This is a genomic window from Streptomyces sp. NPDC050535 (assembly GCF_044457665.1).
In the GTDB taxonomy this organism is placed as follows: domain Bacteria; phylum Actinomycetota; class Actinomycetes; order Streptomycetales; family Streptomycetaceae; genus Streptomyces.
Genome location: NZ_JBITHE010000024.1, coordinates 38,442 through 49,682, shown reverse-complemented (window position 1 = coordinate 49,682; position 11,241 = coordinate 38,442). Strand labels below are relative to the sequence as shown.

Genomic DNA, 11,241 nt, shown 5'->3' with positions numbered 1-11,241 from the left:
GGCGGACCATTGAGTGCGGGGGTTCCGATGTGAAGGGAGGCCGTCATGATCGAGGTCAAGACGGTCGACAAGCCGGACGAGCGGCGCGATTTCCCTCGCGGTCACCTCGAAGCCGTCCACCTCACCGGGCTCGACTTCGCGGTGGGTACCTTCGAGCCGGGCTGGCGTTGGTCCGAGTCCGTGGCTCCCATCGCGGGAACCGAGAGCTGCCAGGTCCATCACAACGGCTACGTCGTCCAGGGACGGATGCACATCCGCATGGACGACGGCGGCGAGAGTGAGCTCGGGCCCGGCGACGTGTTCGTGGCCCCGCCCGGACACGACGCGTGGATCGTGGGAGACGAGCAGTGCGTGGTCTACGACTTCGCCGGAGGCATGGCGAGGGAGTACGCGAAGGCGTCGGACGGTTAGGAGCGGCCTGTCCGGCCACCACCCGGCGGCCGAGTGCGACCGGCCCGTCACCGGGAGACAGCAGGACACCTGGGGAGGCGGTCGGAAACGCCGCCTCCGCGGACCTAAGCTCGGTGTATGGCCAAGTACTTTGACGTGCACCCGGACAACCCGCAGCCGCGCACCATCACCCAGGTGGCGGAGACCATCCGCGGCGGAGGTCTCGTCGCCTATCCGACGGACTCCTGCTTCGCGCTCGGGTGCCAGCTCGGCAACCGGGAGGGGCTGGACCGGATCCGCTCGATCCGCCGGCTCGACGACCGCCACCACTTCACCCTGATGTGCCAGGACTTCGCCCAGCTCGCTCAGTTCGTGCACCTCGACAACTCGGTGTTCCGGGCGATCAAGGCGTCCACTCCCGGCAGTTACACCTTCATCCTCCCGGCGTCGAAGGAGGCCCCGCGCAGGCTGCTGCACCCGAAGAAGAAGACCGTCGGCGTCAGGATTCCCGACCATGTCGCCGCCCAGGCGCTCCTCGCCGAACTCGGCGAGCCGCTGCTGTCGACCACGCTGCTCCTGCCCGACGAGGAGAAGCCCCTGACCCAGGGGTGGGAGATCAAGGAAGAACTCGATCACGTGGTGGACGCGGTCCTCGACTCCGGTGACTGCGGCACCGAGCCGACGACCGTCATCGACTTCTCCAGCGGGGAGGCCGAGATCGTACGCCGGGGAGCCGGCGACCCCTCCCGGTTCGAATAGGCCGGTTCGAATGGGCCGGCTTCGGGGGCGTACGACGTCCGGGTCAGAGGTCCAGGACAGCGCGGAGCGCGTTGTCGACGAGGGCCTGCTGGTCGGGGCCGATGTTGCCGTGCGCGGTCCCCGTATCGAAGCGGGACGCCGACAGCTGGACGAGGTTGACGGCGACGACCGACGCCTCCACCGGGGAGGCGAGGCGCACACTCATGGCGGTGTCGGGGTGCACGGCCGGGGCGTGCAGAACGAGCGCGACCACGGCCCCGTACGCGTCGGCGAGCCCGTCGAGGCTGACGATCAGTACCGTGCGGGTGCCCTTGCCGGTGTCGACGTCCCACACGTCGCCCTTGCGGATCGTCACAGGGCGTCGCCCTCGCCGTCGAGGTCGAGGGCGGCCTGGGCGTCGACCGCGGCGAGCTTGCGGGCGGCGTCGAGGGTCATCTGGCGGCGCACCGCCTGCACGATGTAGGCGTTCAGCGAGGGCGCGTCGGCGGCGGCGGCGCGCAACGCGTGGTCCATGGTGTCGGGGATCCGCACGGTGACTACACTCATGCAGCCAAATGTAGTGGCACGGGGGTCACCGCCGCCAGGGCGGTACGGGTGCCACCACCACCGGTACCGCACGCACGTGTGTCACTGGAGGTGCCACCGGTCAGAGCCCTGCTGCCGACAACGCGCCGGTCGACCGGCAGGCGATACGGTCGCCTACGGCTCGATGATGTGCCGCAGATAGGCCTGCGGGTCGTCGAGGTAGCGGCGCCAGTGGTCCACGACGCCGAGCTCCTGCCAGGCGGTCCTGCGCATGCCGTGCTCACCGACCTCGACGATGTCCGCGCCCGGCAGGGCGGTCAGCAGCGGGGAGTGGGTGGCGCAGATGACCTGGCCACCCTCCTTGGTCAACCGGTCGATGTGCCCGATGAGTTCGAGGCACGAGGAGAACGAGAGCGCCGCCTCCGGCTCGTCCAGGACATAGAGCCCCGCTTGCAGGAACTTGCCGCGGAACGCGGCGAGGAAGCCTTCGCCGTGGCTCACCGAGTCCGGCGAGAAACCCTCCCTGCCCAGGGCGTCGAGCGCGGTCTCGGCCCGCAGGAAGAAGCCCTTGCGGGCCGACCAGCTGGTGGCCATACGGCGTCCGCGCGGGGCCGCGTCGAACCTCATCCGCTCGCCGAGCACGGACTTGCCGCGCGAGGAGGCGTAGCGCCAGTCGTGGGAGCCGCCGTAGGAGTCCAGGCCGAACGCCTCCGCGAGCGCCTCGACCAGGGTCGACTTCCCCGAGCCGTTCTCACCGACCAGAAAGGTCACCGGCGCGGTGAAGCGCAGCCCCCCGTCGAGCAGTTGCCGAACGCAGGGCACCGACCACGGCCAGGTGTCCTGGTCGTGGTCGGAGCGATGGGCATACGCACGTTCGATAATCACCGTCCCAGTGTCACCCATCGCACGGATCCGCTCTTTCCGTCCAGCCCGGGGCCGAGGCCCGTTGACAGGGTCCGTGTGGCGTGAACTACCTTCTGGACAGGGACGGTTCGGCGACGCCGGGTTCAGGGAAGAGGTTCGGCGGAGGGAGACGACGGCACCTGATAGGCGCCGCTGGCCAGCATCCGCACCTCCCCCGCCGGGCTGATCTCCGCGCGGAGGATGCCGGTGGGATCGCAGTACACGGGGTTGCCGCCGGGTCCCGCGGTGTCGGTCCGTTCGACGACCACCTCGTCGGTCGCGGTCCCGCCTCCCGATCGCCGGTGGGTGAAGGACAGCCGGTAGCGATCCGTGGTTTCCATGACGACCTCCAGCGCTAGAGACAGCCCCGAGAGACAAATGGCGACAAACAGACCCACCTCCATGATGCGTCCGAATGCCCCCGGAGGGCGTACGCGCCCGCCGCGACGGGCCGCCACCCCTGTCACAACGTGTGACGCCTCTCGCCTCCCGGCGCCGGGCAGTGTAGACATATGCACATGGTCCGACTAATGGGTCGATCCTGGGCTCGGTCGACCCGGGCACCCCACAGACCGCCCGAGCCACGGGGGCCACAGGAGGACGAGCCACGTCACCGGCCCCTGCGACGGCTGTGGTCGGCTCTGAGCGGTCGCAGCGTCGCCGGACAGGTGTTCGTGCTGCAAGTGGTGATCGTGCTGCTGCTGGTCGTGTCCGCGGTGGTGGCGCTGGTACTGCAGGTGCGCCACGACAGCACGGTGGAGGCCCACAGCCGTTCACTCTCCGTCGCCGAGACCTTCGCCAACTCGCCCGGCATCGTCGAGGCGCTGCGCTCCCCCGACCCCACAGCCGTGCTCCAACCGCGGGCCGAAGCCGCGCGCAAGGCGACGAAGGTGGACTTCATCGTCGTCATGAACACCGACGGGATCCGCTACACCCACCCCCTCCCGGACCGGATCGGGAAGAAGTTCGTCGGGGACATCTCCCCCGCCCTGGCCGGCCGCTCCATCACCGAGGACATCACCGGAACCATCGGGCCGCTGGTACAGGCCGTGGTCCCCGTCGAGGCGCCGGACGGTTCGGTCGTCGGCATCGTGTCCGCCGGTATCACCACGGCGAACGTGGGCGGTGTCGCGGAGCGGCAGCTGCCGCTCCTGCTGGCCGCCGCGGCCGCCGCGCTCGCCCTGGCCACAGCGGGGACGGCACTGGTGAGCAGACGCCTGCTGCGCCAGACCCGGGGCCTGGGCCCGTACGAGATGACCCGGATGTACGAGCACCATGACGCGGTGCTGCACGCCGTCCGCGAGGGCGTGGTCATCATCAGCGGCGAGGGCCGGCTGGTGCTCGCCAACGACGAGGCGCACCGGCTGCTCGATCTGCCCAAGGACGCCGAGGGACGGCCGCTCGCCGAACTCGGACTCGATCCCGACATGGCCGGCCTGCTGGCCTCGGGACGCGTCGCCACGGACGAGGTGCATCTCGTCGGCGACCGGCTGCTGGCGGTCAACCAGCGGCCCACGGACCTCAAGGGCGGCCCGTCCGGCAGCGTCGCGACGCTGCGTGACTCGACCGAGCTGCGGGCGCTGTCCGGCCGGGCCGAGGTGGCACGCGAACGCCTCAAACTCCTGTACGACGCGGGGGTGGACGTCGGGACGAGCCTGGACGTGACCCGTACCGCCGAGGAGCTGGCGGAGGTGACCGTGCCGCGGTTCGCGGACTTCGTCACCGTGGACCTGGCCGAGGCCGTGCTGAGCGGCGAGGAGCCGGAGAACGTGGGCCGGCTGCGCCGCACGGCGTCCAGCGGGATCCGCGACAACGCCCCGCTCTACCCGGTGGGCCGGCAGATCACCTTCGTCGCCACCTCACCGCAGGCCCGCAGCCTCAGCACCGGCGAGTCCTTCATCGAACCCGACCTCAGCAAGGCGGCCGGCTGGCTCGCCCAGGACCTGGAGCGGTCCGCACAGGTCGTGGCGTACGGAATCCACTCGCTGATCACCGTGCCGCTGCGGGTGGGCCCGCTGGTGATGGGCGTGGTCAACTTCTGGCGCTCCGAGAAGCCGGAGCCCTTCGACGTGGAGGAGCTGACGCTCGCCGAGGAACTGGTGGCCCGTGCCGCCGTGTCCATCGACAACGCGCGCCGCTACACCCGCGAGCACACCATGGCGGTGACGCTCCAGCGCAGTCTGCTGCCGCGCAACCTGCCCGAGCAGACCGCCCTGGACATCGCCTACCGCTATCTCCCCGCGCAGGCGGGCGTGGGCGGGGACTGGTTCGACGTACTCCCCCTGTCCGGCACCCGGGTCGCCGTCGTCGTCGGCGACGTCGTCGGGCACGGGCTGCACGCGGCGGCCACGATGGGACGGCTGCGTACCGCCGTGCACAACTTCTCGGCGCTGGACCTGCCGCCCGACGAACTGCTCGGGCTGCTCGACGAGTTGGTCGGCCGTATCGACCAGGACGAGGACGCGGAGGACGGTGGCGCCGCGGTCACCGGCGCCACCTGCCTGTACGCGATCTACGATCCGACCTCCCGCACGTGCACGGTCGCCAGGGCCGGCCACCCGCCGCCGGCGCTGGTGCGTCCCGACGGCACTGTCGAGTTCCCCGAGGTGCCCGCCGGTCCGCCGCTCGGCCTCGGTGGCCTTCCCTTCGAGACGGTCGATCTGGTCCTCGACGAGGGCAGTCGCCTGGTCCTCTACACGGACGGGCTCGTCGAGGACAGGGAACGCGATATCGACGTGGGACTCGAGATGCTGCGTACCGCGCTGTCCGGGCCCGACCGGTCTCCGGAGGACACCTGCCGGACCGTCCTGGACGCCCTCCTGCCGGCCAGGCCGAGCGACGACATCGCGCTGATCGTGGCCCGCACCCACGCGCTCGAAGCCGACCGGATCGCCGACTGGCAGGTGCCGGCCGACCCGGCGGCCGTCGGCGAGGTACGCGCCTCGGTCACCCGGCAGCTCGCCCGATGGGGCCTGGAGGAAATGGCGTTCGCCACGGAGCTGATACTCAGCGAGCTGGTCACCAACGCGATCCGCTACGGCACCGGACCCATCCAGGTACGGATGCTGCGCGACCGTAGTCTGACCTGCGAGGTCTTCGACAGCAGCAGCACCTCGCCCCATCTGCGCTACGCGGCCGGCACGGACGAGGGCGGACGCGGTCTGTTCCTCGTCGCGCAGCTCTCCGAACGGTGGGGCACCCGCTACACCGCGGCCGGCAAGGTGATCTGGGCCGAGCAGTCGCTGCCCGCCGACGCTCAGCCCTGACGTGGGCGCCCTTCGCGCGTTTCCGGCTCCGGCGCGCCCGGCTCCCGCGCCCCCGGGTCCCGACCGCCCCGCTCCCCGGTTTCCGCGAGCGGCGACGCTCCGCCGCCCTGGAGGCGCTTCAGATCGTCGGGGCGCACCTGGATGACGAACAGCGCGATGAGCGCCGCCACGACGGCGAAGATGGCGGCGACGACGAACGCGCTGGACACACCGGAGGCGAGTACCTGGTCGCTCCAGGGTTTCGGGAGCTGGCCCGTCCTGCGGAACTCCAGCCGCTGGGCCGGGCTCGCGTCCGCCATGAAGCGGGCGGCCTGGTCGGTGGCCTCATTGCGACTGGCCGTCCCGAAGACGGTGACCAGCACGGACAGGCCGAGCGAACCGCCCACCTGCTGGGTCGCGTTGAGGATCCCGGAGGCCGCTCCCGCCTCCTGGGGGGCCACACCCGACACCGCCATCAGGGTCAGCGACACGAACTGCAGGCCCATGCCGAAGCCGAAGACCAGCACGGGGCCGAGGATGCTGCCCGCGTACGTGCTGTCGACATCGGTCAGGGTCAGCCAGCCGAGTCCCACGGCGGCCAGCACCGCGCCCACGGCCATGAAGGGCTTGGGTCCCCAACGGGGCAGCAGCTGCGAGGCGAACCCCGCGCCGATCGCGATGATCACGCTCACCGGCAGGAAGGCGAGTCCGGCCCGCAGCGGACTGAATCCCAGGATGTTCTGTACGAAGAGGGTCAGGAAGAAGAACATGCCGAACATCGCGGCGGACAGGCTCAGCATCATCGCGTAGACGCCCGAGCGGTTGCGGTCGCGGAACATCCACAGAGGGGTGATGGGCTGCCTCGACCGTTGCTCGATGAGGATGAACAGGGCGAGGAACACGACCGCCGCCACGAAGGCAGAGATGGTCAGGCTGTCGCTCCAGCCCTCCTCCGAGGCCCGGATGAACCCGTAGACCAGCAACACCATGCCGAGGGTGGACGCGAGTGCGCCGAGGAGGTCGAAGTGTCCGGCATGGCGCTCGGACTCCCGGATGTAGCGGGGCGTCGCGAGCACGATCAGCAGGCCGATGGGCACGTTGACGAAGAGGACCCAGCGCCAGTCGAGCCACTCCACGAGCACCCCGCCGGCGAGCAGGCCGATCGCGCTGCCGCCCGCCGAGACGGCCGCGAAGACCCCGAACGCCCTGTTGCGTTCGGGCCCTTCGCGGAAGGTCGTGGTGATCAGCGACAGGGCGGTGGGGGAAGCGATGGCGCCGCCGACGCCCTGGAGCGCGCGTGCCGCCAGCAACTGCCAGGACTCCTGGGAGAGTCCGCCGAGCAGCGACGCGAACACGAAGAGCAGCACGCCGAACATGAAGACCCTGCGCCGGCCGAGGATGTCGCCCAGCCGGCCGCCCAGCAGAAGCAGCCCACCGAAGGTCAGCGTGTACGCGTTGATCACCCAGGAAAGGTTCTCGGTCGAGAAGCCGAGCGACGTCTGGATGTGCGGCAGCGCGATGTTCACGATGGTGATGTCGAGGACCACCATCAGCTGGCACGAGGCGATGACGAGGAGTGCGATACCGCTGCCTCTGGCTCGCTCCGGGGATTCGGCAGACTGCGAAGGTGTGGCTTGTGCACCTGTCATTGGATGCCCCGCGTCTCAGTTCAGAGGTGAACGTGGACGATCACTACATCGACGTTAGTGCTGGTCACCCGAGCTCACCAATCGATCATGCCCGTGCTGAGATGCGGGGACCCGGCACCGCGGGAACACTGGGGCAGTGGGGGTACGAGCGAGAGGACACCATCATGTCCGTCATGGACAAGCTGAAGAGCATGCTCAAGGGCCACGAATCGCAGGCCGACAAGGGCATCGACAAGGCGGGCGACGCCGTCGACGGCAAGACCCAGGGCAAGTACAGCGGCCAGGTCGACACCGGCCAGGACAAGCTCAGGGACCAGTTCGGTACGCGCCCCGAGGACCGGTAGGGCCACCCGAGGCGCGTAGGCGGCCGGCCGCGCTCGCCGGGCTCAACGGGCCAGGCGGCCCAGCAGCGACGAGGCGGACCAGATACCCAGAGCCGCGGCCACGGCCAGAACGCCGAAGTCGAGTGCCAGGTGGGCGGGCGTGCCGAGCAACAGCCCGCGCAGCGCGTCCACTTGGTAACTCAGCGGGTTGACCTTGCTGATGACCTGGAGCCAGCCGGGCATGATGTCCACCGGATACAGGGCGTTGGAGCCGAAGAACAGCGGCATCGTGATGGCCTGGCCGATGCCCATCAGACGGTCCCTGCTGAGCACGATGCCCGCGATGGTCATCGAGAGGCAGGAGAAGAAGGCCGACCCGAGGATGACGGCGAGCACAACGCCCAGCAGGCGAAGGGGATTCCACGTCATCCCCACGCCGAGCAGTGCGGCGATGAGGACGACCACGACGGCCTGGATCACCGCTTTCACACCGGAGGCGAAGGCCTTGCCCGTGATGAGCGCCGACCGCGGTGTCGGAGTGACGAGAAGTTTGGTGAGGATTCCCGCGTCACGTTCCCAGATGATCTGGATGCCGTAGAAGATGGCGATGAACATCGCCGACTGGGCGATGATGCCGGGCGCCAGGTAGTCGATGTAAGGGATGCCGCCGGTGGGTATCGCCTTGATCCTGGTGAAGGTCTCGCCGAAGATCAGCAGCCACAGCGCGGGCTGGACCGCCCGGGTGTAGAGCTCGGTACGGTCGTGGCGGATCTTCTGGAGCTCGACCGCGCACATCGCGCCGACCCGGGCGGGCAGCACCCGCCAGCCGGTGCGGGCCCGGGGCGGGACCAGGAGCAGTTCGAGTCCGGCCGGGTGGACGCGGTCAGCCGACCCGGGTCGCGGTACGGCGGGTGCTTCGGACATCGCTGAAGTCTCCTGACTTGTCGTCGAGGCCGCTGCCGGCGATGTCGCGGAAGACGTCCTCCAGCGTGGGCAGTTCGCCGGGCTTCGTGGTTCCGCGGCGTTCGCCGAGGCCCGTCCTCAGTTCGGTGGGAGTGCCGAGGGCGTGGATACGGCCGTGGTGCATCAGCGCGACGCGGTCGCAGTACTGGTCGGCCTCGTCCATGTAGTGGGTCGTCACCAGGACGGTCATGCCGGTGGCGGCGCGTACGGCGTTGATGTGCTCCCAGACGCTGGTCCTGGCGATCGGGTCCAGGCCGATCGTCGGTTCGTCGAGGATCAGCAACCGGGGCGCGCTCACGAGTGCCTGGGCGAGTTCGAGACGGCGGACCATGCCACCGGAGTACGTCTTGGCGAGCCGGTCGGCCGCGCCGGAGAGGTCGACGGCCGCGAGCGCCTGGTCCACGCGGGCCGCGCGCTCCTGGCGCGGGACGTCGAAGACGCGGGCGAACAGTTCGACGTTCTCGCGGCCGGTGAGTCCGGAGTCGGCGGAGAGCTGCTGCGGTACGTAGCCCAACAGGCGGCGTACGGGCATGCGTTCGCGGGTGGCGTCGTGCCCGAACACGCGGACCATGCCGGCGGGGACCGGCAGGAGCGTGGTGATGCACCGGATGGCCGTGGTCTTTCCGGCGCCGTTGGGCCCGAGCAGGCCGAACACCTCGCCGTCGCGGACGGATAGGTCGAGCTGGTCGACCGCGGTCGTCTCGTCGAAGGTGTAGGTGAGTGCGGAGCAGGTGACGGCGTCCGTACGGGGACCGGCTACGGCCCGTTCGTCGTCGGCGTGTGGCTCCTCACCGTTCGCAGTGCTCCCCTGCGGCACGGGGTCTCCCTTTCCGGTCGTCCGACGTGTCATGTCTCCTCGGCCTCCTCGTGCAGATTCGCCGCCAGCTTGCGCAGGGCCGGGAGGGCTGCCTCCAGCGCGGCGCGGTCGGCCTCGTCGAGACGGGTCACCTGGCGGCGTACGAGCGCGGCGCGGCGCAGGCGCCAGTCGCGCAGCCGGGCTTCGGCCGCCGGTGAGGGCAGCAGCCGCGCGGCCCGCCGGTCGGCGGGGTCCGTCTCGCGGATCAGATAGCCCTCCCCCACCAGCCGGTTGACCAGTGTCGACACCGAATTGCCCGCCAGATAGAGCTCTTTGGCGGCCTCCGACACACCGATGCCCGGGCGATCCACCACCAGGCGCAGCAAGTCGATCTCGGCGCCGCGCAGTTGCGGGACGGTCATGCCGCTGCGCAGCCGGCGTCTGATCAGCCGTTGCAGGCCGGCCAGGGCGTCGGCCAGTGCCTCGGGAAACCTCTCTGACTCCACGCCTCGAAGATAGCTCTGCTTGAGAGGTATTTCGGGAAAGGGAGAGTCAAGAAGGGGCAAGCGGTGGGTTCAGCGGGGCGGGGGATCATCCGGGCGGGCGTGGCCGGGCTCAGCGGGGCATGGGTGGCGGACTCAGTCTTAGGTGGGCGAGATCCGGCGGGATGGGGGCGTCGGGCCAGAAGAACGGCGCGGGCTGCCCGTCCGTCGCCGTGGCGGGCGCGTCGGTGAGCCGGAATCTGTCGCGGAGCCTGCCGTAGAAGTCGGTGGGGCGCAGGCGGATGAGGCGTGCTCGCCGCGGGGCACGGAAGACGCCGATCCAGTCGCCGGGATCGAGCACTCCGCGGAGCTGGCCGTCGACGCTGACCGCGGCCTGTCCCGAATGCGGCAGGACGCGCAGGGCCACCGGTTCGTCGGGGCCGGCGACGACACTGCGGTCGAAGGTCATGTGGGGCGCGATCGGTGTGAAGACGACCGCGTCCATGTGCGGGGAGAGGACCGGGCCGCCGGCGGCGAAGCTGTAGGCCGTGGAGCCGGTGGGCGTGGTGACCGCGACGGCGTCTGCGGAGTAGAAGGCCAGCAGGCGGCCCGCCAGATAGACGCCGACGCTCACCTGGTGGTCCCGGGCCAGCTTCTCCACGACGACGTCGTTCAGCGCGAAGACGTCGAGGGCGAGCCCCCAGCCCTCCCCCTCGGTGCTCTCGGGGCGCACCTGCGGGGGCGGAAGGGCGGGGCCGCGGCCATAGCGCAGCAGGGCTTCCATCCGTTCGGGGATCTCCAGGGCCCGGGATGCGCGCATGGTCAGCGTCATGCGTTCCTCGACGGTGGCGCGGCCGTGGTGGACGGCCTCCAGCGCTTCGCCGACGTCGCACGCCTCCACCTCGGTGAGGAAGCCGACCTTGCCCAGGTCGACCCCCAGCACGCTCGCCCCGCTCTTGAGCGCGATTCTCGCCCCTCTGAGGAACGTACCGTCGCCGCCGAGGGTCACCACGAGGTCGGGGTTTCCCGCCGCCTCCGCCTCCGCCCTGCCGCTGAGGCGTTGGTGGTCCTTGGCCCACACGTCGATGTCGGCGCAGGGGATGTCGTGGGCGTCGCACCAGTCGTGGACCGTGCGCGCGACGTCCCGGGAGGCCGGGCGGCCCAGGTGGACCACCAGTCCGACGCGTCGTATGGCCATGGAAACCT

Annotated in this window: 13 protein-coding genes; 4 read left to right on the top strand and 9 right to left on the bottom strand. The window is 70.2% G+C overall.

The features are described 5' to 3' along the window. Positions 1-45 precede the first annotated feature (45 nt). Together ACIBLC_RS35465 and ACIBLC_RS35460 are read left to right on the top strand one after the other, a co-directional pair. The gene (locus ACIBLC_RS35465) at positions 46-411 is read left to right on the top strand and encodes a cupin domain-containing protein (protein WP_399215527.1); all 366 of its coding nucleotides are present in this window, start codon (positions 46-48) and stop codon (positions 409-411) included. 117 nt (positions 412-528) lie between these two features. Next, on the top strand, positions 529-1,149 hold the full coding sequence (locus ACIBLC_RS35460; RefSeq protein ID WP_399215526.1) for an L-threonylcarbamoyladenylate synthase: 621 nt from the start codon (positions 529-531) through the stop codon (positions 1,147-1,149). A gap of 43 nt (positions 1,150-1,192) precedes the next feature. Here ACIBLC_RS35460 and ACIBLC_RS35455 read toward each other — a convergent pair whose 3' ends face one another. From ACIBLC_RS35455 to ACIBLC_RS35440, 4 genes are all read right to left on the bottom strand, one after another. Then, positions 1,193-1,504: a hypothetical protein gene (locus tag ACIBLC_RS35455; RefSeq protein ID WP_399215525.1), complete on the bottom strand. Its 312-nt coding sequence runs from the start codon at positions 1,502-1,504 to the stop codon at positions 1,193-1,195. Continuing rightward, positions 1,501-1,695: a hypothetical protein gene (locus ACIBLC_RS35450; protein ID WP_399215524.1), complete on the bottom strand. Its 195-nt coding sequence runs from the start codon at positions 1,693-1,695 to the stop codon at positions 1,501-1,503. The genes ACIBLC_RS35455 and ACIBLC_RS35450 overlap by 4 nt, the downstream gene beginning before the upstream one ends. 153 nt (positions 1,696-1,848) lie before the next feature. Then, positions 1,849-2,559 carry an AAA family ATPase gene (locus tag ACIBLC_RS35445; RefSeq protein ID WP_399215523.1) on the bottom strand — a complete coding sequence of 237 codons (711 nt, stop codon included), beginning with the start codon at positions 2,557-2,559 and terminating at the stop codon, positions 1,849-1,851. A gap of 122 nt (positions 2,560-2,681) precedes the next feature. Further along, positions 2,682-2,918 (bottom strand): DUF6296 family protein, encoded by a 237-nt coding sequence (locus ACIBLC_RS35440; protein ID WP_399215522.1) that lies wholly within the window; start codon positions 2,916-2,918, stop codon positions 2,682-2,684. 177 nt (positions 2,919-3,095) lie between these two features. Here ACIBLC_RS35440 and ACIBLC_RS35435 point away from each other — a divergent pair, with 177 nt between their 5' ends. Next, complete coding sequence (locus ACIBLC_RS35435) at positions 3,096-5,843, top strand: SpoIIE family protein phosphatase (protein WP_399215521.1); 2,748 nt, start codon at positions 3,096-3,098, stop codon at positions 5,841-5,843. Here the strand turns inward: ACIBLC_RS35435 and ACIBLC_RS35430 are convergent. Then, positions 5,834-7,471, bottom strand: coding sequence for an MFS transporter (locus ACIBLC_RS35430; RefSeq protein ID WP_399215520.1), 1,638 nt, complete (start codon positions 7,469-7,471; stop codon positions 5,834-5,836). The genes ACIBLC_RS35435 and ACIBLC_RS35430 overlap by 10 nt on opposite strands. 164 nt (positions 7,472-7,635) lie before the next feature. Between ACIBLC_RS35430 and ACIBLC_RS35425 the strand changes: the two genes are divergently transcribed. Beyond that, positions 7,636-7,815, top strand: coding sequence for an antitoxin (locus ACIBLC_RS35425; RefSeq protein WP_399215519.1), 180 nt, complete (start codon positions 7,636-7,638; stop codon positions 7,813-7,815). A 42-nt stretch (positions 7,816-7,857) separates the two neighbouring features. On the opposite strand, the gene ACIBLC_RS35420 is transcribed toward ACIBLC_RS35425, so the two are convergent. From ACIBLC_RS35420 to ACIBLC_RS35405, 4 genes are all read right to left on the bottom strand, one after another. Further along, positions 7,858-8,718: an ABC transporter permease gene (locus ACIBLC_RS35420; RefSeq protein ID WP_399215518.1), complete on the bottom strand. Its 861-nt coding sequence runs from the start codon at positions 8,716-8,718 to the stop codon at positions 7,858-7,860. Beyond that, positions 8,678-9,607 (bottom strand): ATP-binding cassette domain-containing protein, encoded by a 930-nt coding sequence (locus ACIBLC_RS35415; RefSeq protein ID WP_399215517.1) that lies wholly within the window; start codon positions 9,605-9,607, stop codon positions 8,678-8,680. The genes ACIBLC_RS35420 and ACIBLC_RS35415 overlap by 41 nt, the downstream gene beginning before the upstream one ends. Beyond that, on the bottom strand, positions 9,604-10,059 hold the full coding sequence (locus ACIBLC_RS35410) for a MarR family winged helix-turn-helix transcriptional regulator (RefSeq protein WP_399215516.1): 456 nt from the start codon (positions 10,057-10,059) through the stop codon (positions 9,604-9,606). Before ACIBLC_RS35410 ends, ACIBLC_RS35415 begins: the two co-directional genes overlap by 4 nt. Before the next feature lie 109 nt (positions 10,060-10,168). Then, a complete protein-coding gene (locus tag ACIBLC_RS35405) occupies positions 10,169-11,233 on the bottom strand; it encodes an NAD(+)/NADH kinase (RefSeq protein ID WP_399215514.1) in 1,065 nt (354 codons plus the stop codon). Positions 11,234-11,241 lie beyond the last annotated feature (8 nt).